At 58.3% G+C, this 16,024-nt stretch carries 20 protein-coding genes; 4 read left to right on the top strand and 16 right to left on the bottom strand.

Annotation, left to right across the window (positions count from 1 at the left end; all coding sequences use genetic code 11):
- The first annotated feature begins 444 nt into the window (after nucleotides 1-444).
- The 3 genes from M5D89_RS10915 to M5D89_RS10905 all read left to right on the top strand — a co-directional run bounded on the left by M5D89_RS10915 (nucleotide 445) and on the right by M5D89_RS10905 (nucleotide 3,029).
- A complete protein-coding gene (locus tag M5D89_RS10915; RefSeq protein WP_346347718.1) occupies nucleotides 445-2,343 on the top strand; it encodes a type IV secretory system conjugative DNA transfer family protein in 1,899 nt (632 codons plus the stop codon).
- Between the two features lie 174 nt (nucleotides 2,344-2,517).
- Nucleotides 2,518-2,778, top strand: coding sequence for a type II toxin-antitoxin system RelB/DinJ family antitoxin (locus tag M5D89_RS10910; protein ID WP_248885846.1), 261 nt, complete (start codon nucleotides 2,518-2,520; stop codon nucleotides 2,776-2,778).
- A complete protein-coding gene (locus tag M5D89_RS10905) occupies nucleotides 2,778-3,029 on the top strand; it encodes a type II toxin-antitoxin system YafQ family toxin (protein WP_248885845.1) in 252 nt (83 codons plus the stop codon). The genes M5D89_RS10910 and M5D89_RS10905 overlap by 1 nt, the downstream gene beginning before the upstream one ends.
- 35 nt (nucleotides 3,030-3,064) lie before the next feature.
- Here the strand turns inward: M5D89_RS10905 and tnpA are convergent, their stop codons facing one another.
- Entirely contained in the window at nucleotides 3,065-3,481 is a 417-nt protein-coding gene (gene tnpA / locus M5D89_RS10900; protein WP_248885844.1) for an IS200/IS605 family transposase, read from the bottom strand.
- Nucleotides 3,482-3,503: 22 nt separating this feature from the next.
- On the opposite strand from tnpA, the gene M5D89_RS10895 reads away from it, so the two are divergent.
- Nucleotides 3,504-4,817: an RNA-guided endonuclease InsQ/TnpB family protein gene (locus M5D89_RS10895; protein WP_248885843.1), complete on the top strand. Its 1,314-nt coding sequence runs from the start codon at nucleotides 3,504-3,506 to the stop codon at nucleotides 4,815-4,817.
- Nucleotides 4,818-4,952: 135 nt separating this feature from the next.
- Here M5D89_RS10895 and M5D89_RS10890 read toward each other — a convergent pair whose 3' ends face one another.
- The 15 genes from M5D89_RS10890 to M5D89_RS10825 all read right to left on the bottom strand — a co-directional run bounded on the left by M5D89_RS10890 (nucleotide 4,953) and on the right by M5D89_RS10825 (nucleotide 15,976).
- On the bottom strand, nucleotides 4,953-6,062 hold the full coding sequence (locus M5D89_RS10890) for a hypothetical protein (protein ID WP_248885842.1): 1,110 nt from the start codon (nucleotides 6,060-6,062) through the stop codon (nucleotides 4,953-4,955).
- Between the two features lie 29 nt (nucleotides 6,063-6,091).
- Nucleotides 6,092-6,418, bottom strand: a complete 327-nt coding sequence (locus tag M5D89_RS10885) for a hypothetical protein (protein ID WP_248885841.1) — start codon at nucleotides 6,416-6,418, stop codon at nucleotides 6,092-6,094.
- A 171-nt stretch (nucleotides 6,419-6,589) separates the two neighbouring features.
- Complete coding sequence (locus M5D89_RS10880; RefSeq protein WP_248885840.1) at nucleotides 6,590-6,778, bottom strand: hypothetical protein; 189 nt, start codon at nucleotides 6,776-6,778, stop codon at nucleotides 6,590-6,592.
- Between the two features lie 22 nt (nucleotides 6,779-6,800).
- Nucleotides 6,801-7,427: a lytic transglycosylase domain-containing protein gene (locus M5D89_RS10875; protein WP_283102988.1), complete on the bottom strand. Its 627-nt coding sequence runs from the start codon at nucleotides 7,425-7,427 to the stop codon at nucleotides 6,801-6,803.
- On the bottom strand, nucleotides 7,424-7,849 hold the full coding sequence (locus M5D89_RS10870) for an endonuclease domain-containing protein (RefSeq protein ID WP_248885838.1): 426 nt from the start codon (nucleotides 7,847-7,849) through the stop codon (nucleotides 7,424-7,426). Before M5D89_RS10870 ends, M5D89_RS10875 begins: the two co-directional genes overlap by 4 nt.
- Entirely contained in the window at nucleotides 7,849-8,733 is an 885-nt protein-coding gene (locus M5D89_RS10865; RefSeq protein ID WP_248885837.1) for a thioredoxin fold domain-containing protein, read from the bottom strand. Before M5D89_RS10865 ends, M5D89_RS10870 begins: the two co-directional genes overlap by 1 nt.
- Before the next feature lie 60 nt (nucleotides 8,734-8,793).
- A complete protein-coding gene (locus tag M5D89_RS10860; RefSeq protein WP_248885836.1) occupies nucleotides 8,794-9,831 on the bottom strand; it encodes a metallophosphoesterase family protein in 1,038 nt (345 codons plus the stop codon).
- Nucleotides 9,821-11,842: an AAA family ATPase gene (locus tag M5D89_RS10855; protein WP_248885835.1), complete on the bottom strand. Its 2,022-nt coding sequence runs from the start codon at nucleotides 11,840-11,842 to the stop codon at nucleotides 9,821-9,823. Before M5D89_RS10855 ends, M5D89_RS10860 begins: the two co-directional genes overlap by 11 nt.
- Nucleotides 11,842-12,156, bottom strand: a complete 315-nt coding sequence (locus M5D89_RS10850; protein WP_248885834.1) for a hypothetical protein — start codon at nucleotides 12,154-12,156, stop codon at nucleotides 11,842-11,844. The genes M5D89_RS10855 and M5D89_RS10850 overlap by 1 nt, the downstream gene beginning before the upstream one ends.
- 290 nt (nucleotides 12,157-12,446) lie before the next feature.
- A complete protein-coding gene (locus M5D89_RS14485) occupies nucleotides 12,447-12,608 on the bottom strand; it encodes a prepilin-type N-terminal cleavage/methylation domain-containing protein (protein WP_431307174.1) in 162 nt (53 codons plus the stop codon).
- Between the two features lie 867 nt (nucleotides 12,609-13,475).
- On the bottom strand, nucleotides 13,476-14,147 hold the full coding sequence (locus M5D89_RS10845; protein ID WP_248885833.1) for an SGNH/GDSL hydrolase family protein: 672 nt from the start codon (nucleotides 14,145-14,147) through the stop codon (nucleotides 13,476-13,478).
- Nucleotides 14,147-14,554, bottom strand: coding sequence for a hypothetical protein (locus M5D89_RS10840; RefSeq protein WP_248885832.1), 408 nt, complete (start codon nucleotides 14,552-14,554; stop codon nucleotides 14,147-14,149). The genes M5D89_RS10845 and M5D89_RS10840 overlap by 1 nt, the downstream gene beginning before the upstream one ends.
- The gene (locus M5D89_RS10835; RefSeq protein WP_248885831.1) at nucleotides 14,529-14,837 is read right to left on the bottom strand and encodes a hypothetical protein; all 309 of its coding nucleotides are present in this window, start codon (nucleotides 14,835-14,837) and stop codon (nucleotides 14,529-14,531) included. The genes M5D89_RS10840 and M5D89_RS10835 overlap by 26 nt, the downstream gene beginning before the upstream one ends.
- Nucleotides 14,838-14,855: 18 nt before the next feature.
- Complete coding sequence (locus M5D89_RS10830) at nucleotides 14,856-15,437, bottom strand: HAD family hydrolase (protein ID WP_248885830.1); 582 nt, start codon at nucleotides 15,435-15,437, stop codon at nucleotides 14,856-14,858.
- On the bottom strand, nucleotides 15,434-15,976 hold the full coding sequence (locus tag M5D89_RS10825; protein ID WP_248885829.1) for a hypothetical protein: 543 nt from the start codon (nucleotides 15,974-15,976) through the stop codon (nucleotides 15,434-15,436). The genes M5D89_RS10830 and M5D89_RS10825 overlap by 4 nt, the downstream gene beginning before the upstream one ends.
- Nucleotides 15,977-16,024: the final 48 nt, after the last annotated feature.

The raw sequence follows: 16,024 nt of genomic DNA, 5'->3' as shown, positions 1-16,024 counted from the left end.
TGTAGAGGGCGTACGACTACCGCTGTAGTTCCTGCCCGACTAGAGTGGCGAGAGCGCATACAATAATAGTAGCAGCCCCTGAATCCCACACATTTAGACCGAGCTTGGGATCCCTGTGCATTGTCCCGGGTTTGCTCAGGATTCACCTGCACCTGCCGCAGGAAAGCTATAGTGCAGGTCTGGACGTTCCAGGCAATACGCAGCAGACTTGGTCACATTGGTTAGGCGTGCGGTGGCGAAGGGGATGGATGCTTTTCATGGCGACCGCCCATCTCCCAGTCAGTATACAACATTATTCTTCAACCGGCGTGCGCGTGAAATTTCTGAGTATACAACATTATTATTTTTTTCTGGAGGGTGAAAAATTCCAACTTGTTGACTATAAAAAGATTGCAAGTATACAACTATTTTTTATCTATACACCTGGGCGGATGGCAGGAGTCGGTGGTCGTCCACGACATCAAGGGCGAAAACTATCTGCTGACCGCCGGATGGCGCAAATCCATCGGCCAAAGGATCCTCAAATTCAACCCCGGATTCGGTATGGTCGCAGACCCATTGACCGGGGTGGAAACCAACAACGGCGACCGGGGGACCAAAGAGCAATGCTGCCACTTCAATCCGTTGGAAGAAGTGCGCATTGGGACAGCATTCGAGGTCAAGGACGTCATGAACATTGCCACCATGATCGTCGACCCGGACGGCAAGGGCTTGAATGACCACTGGCAGAAGACGGGCTTTGCCTTGCTCACCAGCGTCATTCTGCACGTCCTCTATGCCGAATCGGATAAGACCATGCGCGGGGTCGCGGCGTTTCTGAACGACCCCGAACTGGAAGACGTCGATCAGGCTTTTGACAAGATGATGCAAACCAAACACCGGCCCGCCAACAAGAATCTCCTGGAATCCTGGAACAGCCTCTATGGAAACAGCGAGGTGCACCCGGCCATCGCACAGGCCGCAAAGGAAATGAAAAACAAGGCTGCAAACGAAAAGTCGGGCGTCATATCGACCATGATGAGCTTCCTGTCACTCTACCGTGACCCCATTGTCGCCGAGTGGACGGAATACTCCGACTTTCACATCCTGGATCTGCAGGATGCCGATGATCCGGTCTCCCTCTATCTGGTGACCAGTCCGGAAGACAAAAACCGCCTGAAACCATTGATCCGGCTGGTATTGAATCTGGTTGCCTCCAAGTTCACCAGCGAAGACCGGCTCAAGGAAGAAAGTGGCCGCATGATGTGCGTTGGGAAGCATCCTTTGCTCTTGTTGCTGGATGAGTTCCCCTCCCTGGGGAAGATGGACATCTTCCAGGATGCCATCGCCTTTTTTGCCGGCTACAACGTCAAGCTCTTTCTCATCACACAGAGCAAGTCGCAGTTGGAGGACGAGGGTCATGGCTATGGCAAGGCCGGCGGTTCGGTCATCATCGAAAACTGCCACCTCCGCATTTTTTATGCGCCCAACGATGTGACGACCGCGGAGTGGCTTTCCAAGACTCTAGGAAAGAAAACGGTTGCCATGGAAAACTCGAACCTGAGTTTTGAGGGCGGCTTTCTTCCCTCTCCCAAAGGGCAAAGCCGCTCGATCAGTTACCAGGGGCGCGATCTGCTCACGCCAGACGAAGTGCTCCGCTTGCAGGGACCGATCAAGAATGGTCCCAACATCGTCAAGGCTGGCGACATGATCGTCATGGTGGCGGGCTTTGCGCCCGTGTATGGGCGGCAGATCCTCTATTTCAAGAATGAGGCCTTCATAAAACGTGCAAAAATCAAACCGCCCAAAAGGTCCGATGCCATCAGCCAGAGAGGCAGTGCCTATTACGCACAATTGCTGGGACGTGAAAAGGCGGAAGTCGTACCACCAGAAACTGCCCCGCAGTTGAACGATTCCGATTTCATGGGAGAGGAAAATGATGCAGGGAATGCAGCCTCTGCCTCTTCTGTTTCTGTAGACCAGCAGTCCGGTGGCACCAATGGAGAACAAAACGGGGATCCATTGGATTCCCTGTCCGAAGCATCATCCGGGACTTCGGGAGAGACTGCAGCATCTTATGCGGCGTCAACGCAAACAGCGTCTGCGCGATCTTCTGGTGGTGGCGTTGCCGCACGGGAAACGTCGGAAAGCAGCGACGATCCGGATCCAGAAGACGGTCTGGTGAGCGGAGAGGTAGAAGTTGCCGAGTCGGCGCAGAATGTCCGCAATATCGCCGCCATGCTCTCCAGGCTACCGCCGGAACTGCTGGCGCGCAGCGGGGGAGAGGACGCCTGGAGGCAGGACCAGACCCGCATCGACCGGTCCATGGACAAGCAGGGCCTGGGGGCAATGATGGGCGGATAGCACGGCGGCATCATCCACGGCGGCGGGCTGGTAGCCGTCCTTGATAAGCCGCTCCCGCTGAATCTCCCCCGGCTTTAGCCGTGGGGAGATTCAGAACTCGCCCGGCATGAGTCTCTAGCGTTCGTTGCTCTATTGAGCTACAGTGTAGGTTCAATGTTGATAGGAGGCTAAATCATGGCTGCAACTGCATTTGTCCGGGCGCGGATTGATGAAACGCTGAAAAACGAAGCTGCCGCCGTGCTGGCTGGCATGGGTCTGACTGTTTCCGATGTGGTGCGCATCGCACTGACCAAGATCGCTAAAGAGAAGGCATTGCCGTTTGAAATGCGCGTACCCAACGCACTGACAGCGGCCACGCTGGAAAAGAGCGAGCGCGGCGAAGATGTCCACCACGCCAAGGATGCTGACGACCTGTTCAACCAGTTGGGCATCTGATGCGACAGCCCGACTATTCCGGCCAGTTCAAGCGCGACGTGAAGCAGGCGCAGAAGCGCGGCAAGGACATGGACAAGCTCAAGACCTTGCTGGGCTTGCTCATCGAGGGCAAGCCGTTGCCTACAACCTACCTCGATCACCCACTGAAGGGCGGTTGGCGCGGTTTTCGGGATGCGCATATCGAGCCGGATTGGTTGCTGATCTACCAAAACGCGCCGCAGTGCTCCGCCTATAATCGCGCAGCGATTTAGGTGGTGGTGAAGCGGCGCTATCGCCCAACGGGCGATCATTCCGGCCTTTCCTGTTGCTCAATGTACTGCTTGAGCACGGACAGGGGTGCGCCGCCCACGGTCAGGATGCAGTAGCTCCGGCTCCAGAACACTGGCTTGCTCCAGTAAACCTTTTTCAGGTGCTCGCTGAATTCCTTGCGGAGCAGCCGACTGGTAACCGTCTTGAGATTGTTGACGAAAGCCGAGGGAAGCACCTTCGGCGTCAGCGCCAGAAGCAAATGCACATGATCCGCCTCGCCGTTGAACTCCAGCACCGCGCATTCCCACTTGACGGCGGTGTTCCGGCAGATGACTTCCAATCGGTCCAGCATGGGGCCGGTCATGCACCGGCGGCGGTATTTCGTGACCAGAACCAAGTGATAGTTCAGGTTGTAAACACAATGATGCAGGGTACTTAGTGTTTGCGTCGTCATGGTAACCGAGTATAATGGAGTCATGCTGAATCGCAAGGTCACCTATCGCCTGTACCCCAATGTCGAGCAGGAGGCTCGTCTGCAGGAAACGCTGGGCCTGCACCAACGCCTGTATAACGCGGCGCTGGAGGAGCGCATTCATGTGTACCGGGAAACGGGCAAAGGATTGTCTTTTGCGGACCAATGCAAAGTGCTCACCCAATGGCGCAAAACCGTACCTGCCTTGGCCAGTCTCAATGCTCAATCCGAACAGGTGACACTCAAGCGCCTGCATCTGGCTTTCCAACATTTTTTTCGCCGAGTGAAGAATGGCGAGACACCCGGATTTCCGCGATTCAAGAGTCTCCGTCGGTATCCCGGTTGGGGATACAAGACTCACGGGGATGGCTGGAATCTGCATCCGGGCGAAAATGGCAAGCACGGCAAGATGTATCTGCAAGGGTTTGGCCTGGTACCGATCCGTGGCAAAGCGAGAACGCCAGGCACACCGGTAACCTGCGAGATACTGCACAAAGCGGGAAAATGGTTTGCGTCGGTTACACTGGAAGTCGAGGCCATTCCCCGCGAATGCGGGACAGAGATGGGCGCTTTCGATTGGGGTGTGGCAGACTTCTTGACCATCGCCGCCCCGCATGGCATCGAAACGGTGAAGAATCCGCGCCATCTGCGCAACCAGTTGGCGGAACTGAAACGCCTGAGCAAGGAAGTTTCCCGCAAGGTCGTCGCTGCCCAGAAAATGAGCGGGCGGAAGAAAGGATTTCCAGTCTCTCATAGTCTGCGCAAGGCCATACATGCGCTGGCCTGTCTCCATGCCAAGATAGTCAGAAGCCGTAAGGACTTCTTGCACCAAACCAGCGCGTGGCTGGTGGAACGCTTTGGAGCCTTGGCGACGGAGGCTCTGAACGTGCAGTCCATGACGAAATCCGGCAAGGGCTCCCGGAAAAAGGGGCTGAATCGAGAGATTTTGTCATCTTCCCCGTCGGCATTCCTCCAGATGACCAAGACCAAAGCGGAAGAGGCTGGGTCGTGGTATGAGGAAGCGCCGACGCGGGAGATCAAGCCAACCCAACGCTGTCATGCGTGCTGGGAGTTGCCGGAAGAGAGGAAAACGCTCTCAGACCGGCAGCATCAGTGTCCGCATTGTGGCGTTACCTGCAGCCGAGACGAGAACGCGGCTCTGGTGTTGCTGCGTTGGCTGCAACAGAGATTGGCCGGTGATACTGGCCTTTGCTCCCCGCAAGGGGCCGGGCAGGAACTGTCCGATGTGTGGAGCGGGGTAAGACCGGGAGTCATCCCGGCTCCTGCGATGAAGCACGAAACTCACGCCATACCGTAAGGTTGGCGGGAGTAGTTCATTGCATGCACTTGAACCGCGTCATTCAGCAAGAAGCTTACCCGCTTTAGCGGGTTGAGAGTGTCACGGAGTTGGCAGCATGGCAAAGAGCATTTACAACCACATTGATTGCCGAAGTTAAACCCGTATCGGCATGACCACCATTTCCCCGTACGGGGTAATCACGACGCAGGAATCCATGTCATCCTGCCCCATCCGCAATTCGATTTCCGTTTCTTCCGGTTCCCATTCCCGGAATGAATCGACCATCGAGCGCAAATACTTGTTGTCGTAGGCCTTGCGAAGCGCAGGGCCAGACCAGGATGCACCCAAACGGCTTTCCGCCATCTTTTCCTGGCTGCGCCCGGTGATACACAATTCTTCCGGTTGGAGATCGAGCAGCAAGGTCCTGTCCGATTCGAGGGCGATTTCCGCCACAGACAGCGCCGTCTGCAATTCATCGATCCCGCAACGTAAAACCAGCGGCCTTCCATCCGCTTTGGGTAAGGCATGCCCCAAATCTGGGTACCGGCTATCGATAGGAGACAAGCGCAAGCGCAAACTCCCCGCCTGCAACCAGAACAAACCGTTTTTCATCCCGAAAGAAAACTGGTCTACGTTCTGCGTCTGCAAGAGCTTGCCCCAGGAAGCCAACGCATCGGTTGGCAGAATGGCATCCAGAGGCGCGGATTCCTGGCCCAAATCGAGATTCCCGTGCAAGGGGATCTCGACACGCACCGCACAATGTCCGTTGGTGCTTTCCATACGCAGTTTCCCGCCAGACAGCGCCCAGTGAATCCCGTTCAGGAAGATTCTTGCATCCTTTACGCCGGCAAAGCGGCGCAGGGATGGCGCGAAGCGGTCAAAGTCCGCTTTCTGGCAAGTCATCCAGGATTCCGGCAGTTGCCAGCCCTGTACTGGGTACTGCTTGCCCGGAAGGATCGGCAGGTGGAATCTGGACTTCCCAAAACGGACGGTCCCATCTTCCCGTATCGATACCACCCCTTCCTCTGGGAAAACTTTTACGATGCGCTCCAGATCGCGGGCAGGAATGGCAACCGGGTTCCATTCCGAAACCGTATCGGCATCTTCCATCCGCCATTCGAGGGTAGAATCCTGACTGCCCAGGACCACAGATCCCCGGTCGATCAGGATATGCTCCAGAATGGGGATCGATGAGGTTTTTACCAGCAGGCTCGACGCCTGCGCCCAGGTTTTCAGCGTTTGTACGGAAAATTGTCGTTCCACCAAAAATCTCCTAAAAAATTCTCTCGGAATTACCGCTTGAAAAGTTCTGCACTTACCGTGCTGTGGTTACCTTCCCAGACCCCGGGTGCGAAGGCATCGACCCCGCCGAAGCGGAACACGCGCCCCTCGGCGTCCTGGGTGACAATGCGGAATCCGTCGATGGCGGTAACACGCAGATCCAGAATCTTCCCGCCGAAGTCGTAGCAGACCTGGTCGTTTACCTGCAGATGGAGAGATTCCAGCTTTTTGCGGCGGAAATCCCGCAGTGAACTTCCCATCAGGGCAAGCCCGGCCTTTCCGAACCTTCTTCTGGTATCCCGCGCAGCCTGATAGCGGTAATCGCGTGCAAAAGACATAGATCGAACCCCACAATGAACCATCCTGACCAAAGCGCGGATTGTCTCGTCAATGCACGAGGACGACTCCGGCGCGGGCGATGTGCCGTCTGCCAAGACATGCTGTCTGCCAAGACGTGCTGTCTGCCCAGTTGTGTATAGCGGGGACTCATGGCGCCGCTTCGGAGCGGCTCAGGATAGGTTTGCTGCGGACACCTGGTATTTGCCTTCCTGCAGATACCGGATCTGCCCTGTGCGCAGCAGGTTGTTGAGGGCATCGAAGCCCTTGAGGCCGAACTGTGCCCGGATTTCGCTGTCTTTTCGCGGGTTTTTCAGAAATTGCAGAAGTGCGGACTCCAGTCCGTGGTTTTTGTTTGCCAAATCGGATTCTCCAAAAGGGAAATTACCACCGCATCACATACGCCGCGCCCTGGCGGAGCACCATGGCGCTGGATGTGTCCGGGGCAGCAGCAACGGTTTTGGCTACTGATCCGGAAGGTTTTGCGTAGCTTATGGGGGCCGCCCAAGTGAGAACGTAGGCGAGTTTGCGGAATACCATGCGTCCAGAGGACTGCACATGGACGGGGATGCCGGCGGATCGCAATACCAGGTTGGCATAGTGGCTGTCTCCCCAGAGATGCCCCGAGTTGTAGCCCTCAAAGGCATGGTAGAGGGCTACCTGACCGGGGCCGAAACGTGCCACCGCATGACGGTAGTTGGACGCCAGGATTTCCGCGCCCACACGCAGATTGGTGCAGGCGTCAAAGGCATTGTCGAGATTCAAACCATAGGCCGCGAAGTTCTCCGTATCCACCTGGGCGATGCCCACATCCACCTTTTGCCCTGCCGCCATCGCCTGCGCCAGACAGGCTTGCGCCTGTTGCAGAGTGGTGGGCAAGATCCGCTGGCCGGTGCTGTTGTTCCACATCGCCAGCGGATTGCCGCCGGACTCGACCCGCACGATGGCGGCCATGGTTCTGGGCGCCACTTGCGGGGCACATTGTGCAACGAGCGTATCGAAAGGAATCAAGGAACCAGCCCTGCCGTGCGCAGCACCTTTTCGATATCTGCAAGGATCCCGTCCATGCGGTCGCGGACATCGGTAAGGGTGTACCGCAGCACCCTCCAGCCAGCCAGTACCAGGGCGTTCTGCCGCGCAAGCCCCTGCCTGAAGCCCTCACGGGAAAAGCCGTGGTGGCGGTAGCCGTCAAACTCGATGGCCAACATCGACTGCGGAAAAGCGAAGTCGATGCGATACCTGCGGTCTTCCAGTGGCCGGTACTCCCTTTGGACGAGTCCAGGGAAGCGGTCTTCGAGAGCGCGTCCCAACCGTTCCGCAAAAGGGGAAACACTTTTTTCTCCTGCCGTCTTCCGTTCCCTTACCAAACCGTGTTCCGCGCGAACCTGGGCACGCAGGGCAGGGGGAAGATGCTGGAGAGTGATTCTCCCCATCAGGAACAGTTACCGGAAGGCAAGAGCGATCCACCTTTGGCCAGGCTGCCGAGCATGTCCGGCGCCAGGCCGTGGAAGATTTGTGGAGTCTTTTCCCCGGGATTGGCACAGGCCGCGATGGTTGGCGTCGCCACCTCACCGGTCTGGGCAAGCAATTGCGTATTGGCCTGGATTTCCCTGACGATCTTCGGGTCCAGCGTTTTTGCCGGCACCGTGCCACCTTCTTCGGTAGCCACATCGAACTTCGCCTCGTTTTGTGCCCAGGCGGTGGCAGGATCCTTTTGCATCAGGATCGTTGCCGCCTTGGACAGACTGGTCGGCTTCAGAAAGCCCACCGGGACCACCTTGACGCGGATTCTCCCGGCTTTTGCCAGCGGATAGGCCTCATTCCAGAACTTGTGGCAGAAGATGCAGTTGGGATCCAGAAAGACGGCAGTGAGTGGACCCTTGCTCCCAACGGTAAAGCCCGGGGCGTCCAGCATGGCCCGGGAAAGCTTTCCGCCAGCGATGGGCTTCGGCAACAGCCCGTGTGTCTTTGCCGCCTGCAGGCTCAGGTTCTGCCCTTGGGCGTCCAGCACGGGACCGGCAATGAGCAGTTTCCCATCCAGTCCCCAGGCCAGAGTCTTTTGCCCCTTGCCCGAAGCAGTCTCGGCCACCAGTCCGGTCAGTCCATCCGGCCCATTGAAGGTATCGACCAGGCGCAGGGAGCCATGGGAAAGCTTCTGGACCATGCGGGAATAAACGACATGATCGACAGACGTTGGGCGTGCCTGTGAACCCGCCGAACCATCGGCAAACGCAACGATTCCGATTGCGGACAGGGACGCGGCAATCGTCGCACCAGCGAGGATTTTTTTGCCAGACGGCACAAATCGGATACCCAAAAGACACCCCCAGAAAAATGTTTTCTGGAGGGTATAGCATGGGTCCGTGGCGTTAGCGGTTCATCCACCCGCGATTCCCTGTAACAGGGAAAGCAGTATCCCCGCCGTGACGTCATCCGTTCGCTGTTCGCGCAGAACGGCATCCAGTTCCTCGCGCAGGATGCCGGCATCCTCGGTCACCGTGCCGAACTGCTGGTTTTTCAGCAGTGCCGCAAAATCGCTGCCCGCTTCCCGCTCCGATTGCTGCAAGGCCTGCTCCGCGCCAGCATCGAGAGCTTCACCAATGGCCTCGCGCAAGGCGCCCTCATTGGCCGCCACGCGCAAGCCCGTGCGATCGAACACCACGGACTGGTGGACCAGCACGTGCTGGTTCAGTCCCTTGGTGGTTCCCATATCCGGGGTCCACGACCACACCGAAGGCGGATAGCCTTCGCAATCGATGCTCATCCGGGTGATGTTGCCGGGATTGCACCAGAGCGTTTTGCCACGCTTCACCCAGGGCGCTGGCTTGTGCATGTGCCCGTTGACCACCATGTCCACGCCAGGGATTTCTTCCATGATCGACGCCCCAGGATAGGCGCCCTGGAAATCGAAGTCCTCGTGGGTCAGGGCAATGACCGGCAGGCGGTCCTTTGCCTTCAGGGATTTTGCGATGCTGGAAAGCGCATCGCGGCTCTTGCCATACGAAACCGGCAACAGGTGAACGACTCCCTCGATCGTGACGGGCTCTGGATCGTGCTTCGTCTCCAGGATGCGGATCCACGACGTTTCCCGCAACAGGCCCATGGCCGTGTCGTCCGCGAGATCGGTATCCCGCAAATCGTGGTTACCGACCAGGCACAAAGGAATCTCTCCCCCCTGTTCCCTGTGCGTGCGCAACAGGCGCAAGAGACGGGTGAGCATGGACAGGCTGTTATCGTCCCCGCGGTCGAACAGGTCGCCCAGGACCACGGGCACCCATTCCTGTTCCCGCGCGAGGATCAATGCTTGGTCCAGTTTGCCCAGCACCGTGCCGGCAAAATCCGCATCGGTTCGCCGCCCAGGCCTGCGGGAAGACAAGTGCGGGTCCCCAATGAACAACAATCCCTTATTCGACATGCTGCGCTCCGGAATCCTGGTGGTGCCCGTTTTGGTGCATGCCATGCGCAGCAGTGGCATCCATGGGGGACCCACATAATGGGCAGATCTCCATGCCGGACAAGAGCGCTTCCTGCTCCTGAACAGCCAGAGACAGTTCCTTGCTGGTGGCCTCTATGGCCTCCCTGTCGGCTTTCAACCGTTGTGCCGCCTTGGCCATCTCCCCCCATCGGTCGATGGCGGCGTTGACCCCCTCGAAGCTGGCCACGATCCGCCGCTGGCGCTCTTCGATTTCCTGGAGGGTGTCGACCGGCACGCCAGCCGCCCAGGCTTGTACCCGCAAGCGGAAGCCGTGCAGATTCCGCCCGATACGTACGGATTCGGCAAGGGCCTCGATACGGACTTGCATGGGCCGCAAATCCGGTATCGCCGCACTGTCCGGCAGGCTCCTCTGGGCATGCAGGCGGGCTTGCAGTGTGGCGATTTTCGGCAACAACCGGTCGGCATCCGCGATGCGCCCGAGTGCTGCCGTGCGGTCCGGGCATTCCGGAACCCCGACCGGATGCGCTCTCCAGACCTGCATGCGCTGAGATGTGGCTTGCGCACGGTCCAGGCGGCCTGCATCCGATTCCACGTCGGCCAGGCGACGCGCAAGAGGTGTCGCTGCCGACTGCAGACTTTCGGTCGTGGTCAGCAGGGAATTCATGGCTCCCTCCTGCTCCAGGATCCTTTCCACGATCCGCAGGCGGTTCTCGCCATCGCGGATGGTTTTGCGGTCCTCGTCCAGCTGCTTTTTCCAGCGATCCCGCAAGGTCCGCAGGTATTGGGATTCCTGCCCAATGTCGAGGATCGCCGCACGTTTTGCCGGCGTTTCGTTCAGCAGGAACACCGGCGACTTCTGGTCACCGATCTGTACGTCGAGATCGTCACGCAGACCGATCCCGAGCCGCAGGGAAACCCATTCCGGCATGTCCCGTCCGGCTGGGGTTTCCTGTTCCACCTCACCATTGCGCAGCCATCGGTACAATACTTTGGGGTTGCCTTTGCGCACCCGGACCCATTGCACCGCCGTGCCGTCCAGCAGGTCGATGGTGACTTCCGCGCGATCGGCGCCGTGGCGGATCAAGGCGTCCGAGGAAACGTCGTAGGCCACGGCACGAAAGGCCTCTGCCACAGCGCTTTTCCCGACATCGTTGTCGCCGGTCAGTACCGTCACTCCCGGCGAAAGCGGAATGACCGTGTCCTTGTGGGACAGGAAGTTTTTCAGGGTAATGCTTTTCAGTGGCGGGTATTCCTTGCCGTTTCCATCATGCTCCCATCCGGAAGCATGCCTTTCCATGCGATCCGGCACATAACGGACCCGGACGGAAGGGTAGGGGTCCCCAGATTCTGGATCGGTGGATTCCACGCGCTCCAGGTGCACGGGGAATCCGTGAAAGAGGCGGGAGTCGTGGTGACTGATGACCAGCACCTGCAAGTGCAAGTCTCGGGAAAGCTGGTCGATCACCCGGGCAAAGTCGGCCACCCGTTCCGGCGACAGCCAGCAATCGGCTTCATCCAGCACCAGAAAGGGACGCATGCCCATCCTGGTGCCGGCCATGCCGGAAGAACGCGCCACGGCGATGAACCGCAGCCCCGCGGACAGGACGTTCGCCACCGAACCGCCGCGTCCGCGCAAGGCATCTTCGGACTCGCCGCCATTGTTGATCTGCACCTGCAGGGCTGGAAGTCCGCGCTGGGTGCTCATCTGCATCTCGACGCGCTGTTTCCCGCCTTCCCGCGGCAGCACATCGGACAGAAATGCCGTCAGCAGGGATTCCAGAACCCCCATGCTCTTTTCGTGGAAACGGCGCTCCAGGGCTTCCAGGACCGCTTCCACCTCGTCTTTTTTGGCGACCCGTGCACGGGCTACACCCACGGCGTGCAGGATGCGCGACTTTTCTTCCCGTGCGGCATCGATCCGGCCACGCAGGCGATGCACGTCCTCCAGCAATTTCCCCAGACGTTCGTCTGGACGGAACACCGGCATCATCAGGATGCCGCCGCGTCGATCTCGGCCAGTGCCTTCTGGCAGGTTTCCCGCTGGACTTCGGCGCGGGAGAGGGACTCCTCGAAAGCCAGGAGTTCCGCATGGATGGCCTGCTTTTCCTGCTCGATTTTCTCGCGGATGGCGCCCAGATCGCGGGTCTGAAACCGCTCCTGCAACTGCTGCAGGATCTCGTCGTACTGTCGCTGGTCGCTCTCGCGCCGGGCTTCATCCCGCGCCACCTGCACCCGCAAGGCATTGCTGCGCTCTTCCAGCGCCTTGTACTTCTCCAGCAACTCCGCAATCTTGACCGACGCCATGCCACACCTTCCCATGCAAACCGGAACTGCATGGGTATAGCATCAGGGCATGGCGAGGGGCGGGGACCTGGATTGGTCTGGAGAAACGGCAAACGGCAAATTGGGTCATTTGCCGTTTTTTGGGACGCCCGTATGCTGCAAGGCTGGGACAAGACGACCCGCCAACGTGACCAACCCAAAAAACAATGGCCGCTGATTCGCTACGCTGGTCCAGCGGCCAAAACCTCGATAGATTCAAAGCCGTTAGGCAGTAAACTCAGGATGTATGTTTATACGAACCGGCATTTTTGTCAAGCCGATGCCTGTTTCTCCCATCCCTGCTTACACAGGGCGCACGAAACGGGCAAGAAGCACAACGGAAACTGGCACCTTCCATCCCTGCGTACACAGGGCGCACTCATCAACTCGATGAGGGTGAAACCGGCCTGATTCTTCCATCCCTGCGTACACAGGGCAGACTAAGGGCGAGGCAGGCGAAGCGATGGCGGCTCACTTTCATCCCTGCATACACAGGGCACATTACGCCCTTTGCCACGGATTCTCCGATAGCCTCACCTCCATCCCTACGCGCGTAGGGCAGCCACCATTAATTGCACAATCATTCCCCCATATCCTTCCATCCCTGCACATACAGGGCAGACAGAAGCAGCCGGCCGGCGTGCCTAGCACCCAATCTTCCATCCCTACGTGTGTAGGGCAGACCACCCTTCTGGCTGGGCTTTTATCCGCACAAACCTTTCATCCCTGCGTACACAGGGCAGACGATGAGAGCGCCACTCATGCCCATTTCACCTTGCCTTTCATCCCTGCACGCACAGGGCAGACGGAATCCGGCAGCTTAGAACATGTCAAGATTGACCTTCCATCCCTGCACGCACAGGGCAGGCAACTCCAAAAGTCCGCCCCTGACAAACTGCAACCTTCCATCCCTGCACACACAGGGCAGACCCGACCACGGGCGTCGGGAAAACGCGAGAGATCCTTCCATCCCTGCATACACAGGGCGTAAGGTGTCACCCCGCCTTTGGGCCAATCCCCGCCTCTTTCATCCCTGCATGCGCAGGGCAAACGGCAACGCCAAAAATTGTCGCTACTTCTTCATCCCTTTCATCCCTGCACGCACAGGGCCGACGGTCACGTACGTCATGAATCTGCGTGTCTCCTTCCTTCCATCCCTGCACGCGCAAGGCAGACTCTTCGAGCAACACCATGTTTTGCAAACCGATTGTCAGGTTCTCCAAAACCACTGTTGATCGCTACATTCCTTGCCTATATATGGCAGATGGCAACCGTCAAGGAATCCTTGACAGTTCAGATACTCATCCACCCAGCACCCCCTGCAAACCATTCACCAGCACCTGTATCCCTGCCCAGTTGGGGTGTACGCCATCCCCCCAGAAATACGCCATGTTCTCCTGACCGTCCGGCAGGGAACTCAGCCGGTTCCAGTATTCCAGGCGCACGTTGGGATACTGTTGCGGCAGTGAGGCATACAGGCTCTGCACTTCACGCGCCCACGGACGCGGCACTTGCGGCACGATGAACACCACCGTTCTCCCGGGGCCTGCAAGCTGCAGGAATCCGGCTACCTGTTGCGGTGTTACGGGACCATTGGTGCCCAACTCCACCACCACCGTGCGGATGGCCCGCACTCCCGGATAGCCCAACAACGCCCGATAAATCGGGATGGCAGACGAAAACTGCCGGCCAACCCGTGCATCGATCAACGCACGCGGGAACACGTGCAACAGATACCCGGACCAGCCATCTAAAATGGAGTCTCCCAGGATCAACAGATCCGGATGCTGGCTGCGATAGCGCAGGCAATAGGGCCGGTCCCAGGCATAGTCCGCCTGGGGCGCCACTGCCCGATCCTGCACGATGCGATGCATCGCCACCCGGTTGCTCGTGGCGCCAGTGATGTCTGCGCCAAAGGCTTGTGTGGCAATGGTCAGAAGGGCAGTGGCCAAAAGCAGTGCCTTTTTCTGCATCAGAGTTCGCCTTCTTCGCGGAAAAGTGTGAAGCGTGCAGACCATGGCGGCACGATTCCTGTCCACACGCTGATCCAGTACAGCCCGAGGACTACCACGTAAGCAAACAACGTGGCCAAAACCCATGGGAGCACAAGCAAAAGCAGCCTTGCCAAAGCAGCCAGCACCCCAGCCATGGCAGTTAGTGCCAGGGGATGGTGCGTGTATCCCCATTCTGAAAAATCGGACAGGCATGGAGACAGCCTTGACAGAACGATGCTGTAGCTATAAACAAAGCTGTAGCCAAATCCATATATCCAGGCCTTGAAGAACAAAGCGGGAATGAGGATTGTTCGTACAATAAACAGCCATCTGGTCAGATCGCTCACGGAGTGAGGCTTTTCATTTTTTGGCTTCATTGGCTTCATTGGCTTCCTGCAGGCAGTCTTGCCAGTAACCAGACAGAAAATCATAAGCCTTTACCAACAGAACCAAAACCAGAAATCCAACAATGCCGCACGTCACGACCAAAAGGAACATTCCCAGGGAACTTTCCGGCAATGACGTTGTGCCCAAGAAAAATCTTGGGAATGTCGTTACCAAAAGCCATCCGATGAACTCGGCCAGAACGGCAACCGCGAGAACGATTGCCGGCATCTCCAGGGAACAAATTACTGCTCGAATATAGTCTTGCCTGGTGTATTTCCCCATTTTACCACCTCTATATAATCAGGAAACGATCCCAAAAATCGTCTCCGGGAAATCCCGCAGATCGTCGATGACCGTAATCCCAAGCGCTGGTTCCGGCATGCACCGGTAACCGCGGTCCAGAAGCACCGTGCAGGCCACATGCGGCTGTGCCGCATTGACGTTTTTGCTCTGATCGTCGACAAAGGCGACTGCCCGCAGATCCCGCAACACCCCTACACGGTCCTCCGGTGTGGCCTCGGCACCCAGGGTGATGATCCTGCCGTAGGGGATCGCACCCTGTAATGAGACCGATCGGGCATCGAGATGCCGCGCATCGACATTGGTTACCGCCCACAGGCTGCAGCCCATGGCCTCCAGCTCTTCGATGACATCCCACGATTCCTCGTACATCGGGATGCGCTCCCACCAGTTATCCCGGTGGAATGCGCCCCAGACTTTCTCCACTTCCCGCCGGGAAAGTCCGTACCGGTCAGCAAGATCGTAGTCTTCGTAGGGATCCGGCAAAGTACGGCGCAATACCCACTCGGCGCATTGCCGCCAGGACTTTTCAAAATTGAGCAGGACCCCGTCGAGATCCAGGGCAACCACGGTACCCCTCATGGCTGTCCCCCAATGGCCGCTTCCAGCCTTTTCCTGGCAGCCATGGCCTTTTCCACTTGCCTACCCTGCAGGCAGGCTAGGTCCCCACCACGGGCCCCGCAGTTCACCGCCACCGCCTGGACGCTGTTCAGATACGCCGTGCCCAGTTGTTGCAGATGCACGGTTTCCGGACAGCTTGCGGGCGCCGCCTGCATCCCCATGATCTGCCGCCCGATCGTATGGGCGAGAAACCGCCAACAGAGACCCTTTCCCTGCAGGCAATCTGCCGCAAGCTTCTTGTCCGTATCGACCAGGTTTCGCAACCAGGATTGCGTCTGGCCCTGCAAAGCCGTGCAGAAATCCGCGGCAGACTTCTGCGCCGGATGAACGGCAGGGATGGCGGGCGAGGCCTGCCCGGCAGGCGACTGCCCGGCAGGCAGCACCGATGCGGCTGGATGGGTTTCTACTGGGTTCTGGGCTGGCGGGTTCACCGCACAGCCGGCCAGCATGGACAAAAGCAATATTGCCGGGATCCCCCGGATGGATTTTGGCGTGTGCAAAATAACGTCCTCCGTTCTACATCGTTCCTGTAGTGGTATAGCAGGGAC

This window comes from Acidithiobacillus acidisediminis, assembly GCF_023277115.1.
GTDB classification, from domain to species: domain Bacteria; phylum Pseudomonadota; class Gammaproteobacteria; order Acidithiobacillales; family Acidithiobacillaceae; genus Igneacidithiobacillus; species Igneacidithiobacillus acidisediminis.
Note: the sequence above shows the minus strand (reverse complement) of the source record. Positions and strands in the feature narration are given on the sequence as shown.

Bases quoted from the DNA above. Each gene is read 5' to 3' on its own strand.
- M5D89_RS10895 (WP_248885843.1), top strand. From the start codon at position 3,504: ATGCTGAATCGCAAGGTCACCTATCGCCTGTACCCCAATGTCGAGCAG.
- M5D89_RS10885 (WP_248885841.1), bottom strand. From the start codon at position 6,418: ATGTCTTTTGCACGCGATTACCGCTATCAGGCTGCGCGGGATACCAGA.
- M5D89_RS10830 (WP_248885830.1), bottom strand. From the start codon at position 15,437: ATGAGGGGTACCGTGGTTGCCCTGGATCTCGACGGGGTCCTGCTCAAT.
- M5D89_RS10855 (WP_248885835.1), bottom strand. From the start codon at position 11,842: ATGATGCCGGTGTTCCGTCCAGACGAACGTCTGGGGAAATTGCTGGAG.
- M5D89_RS10870 (WP_248885838.1), bottom strand. From the start codon at position 7,849: ATGGGGAGAATCACTCTCCAGCATCTTCCCCCTGCCCTGCGTGCCCAG.
- M5D89_RS10835 (WP_248885831.1), bottom strand. From the start codon at position 14,837: ATGGGGAAATACACCAGGCAAGACTATATTCGAGCAGTAATTTGTTCC.
- M5D89_RS10860 (WP_248885836.1), bottom strand. From the start codon at position 9,831: ATGTCGAATAAGGGATTGTTGTTCATTGGGGACCCGCACTTGTCTTCC.
- M5D89_RS10850 (WP_248885834.1), bottom strand. From the start codon at position 12,156: ATGGCGTCGGTCAAGATTGCGGAGTTGCTGGAGAAGTACAAGGCGCTG.
- M5D89_RS10845 (WP_248885833.1), bottom strand. From the start codon at position 14,147: ATGCAGAAAAAGGCACTGCTTTTGGCCACTGCCCTTCTGACCATTGCC.
- M5D89_RS10905 (WP_248885845.1), top strand. From the start codon at position 2,778: ATGCGACAGCCCGACTATTCCGGCCAGTTCAAGCGCGACGTGAAGCAG.
- tnpA (WP_248885844.1), bottom strand. From the start codon at position 3,481: ATGACGACGCAAACACTAAGTACCCTGCATCATTGTGTTTACAACCTG.
- M5D89_RS10840 (WP_248885832.1), bottom strand. From the start codon at position 14,554: ATGAAGCCAATGAAGCCAAAAAATGAAAAGCCTCACTCCGTGAGCGAT.
- M5D89_RS10910 (WP_248885846.1), top strand. From the start codon at position 2,518: ATGGCTGCAACTGCATTTGTCCGGGCGCGGATTGATGAAACGCTGAAA.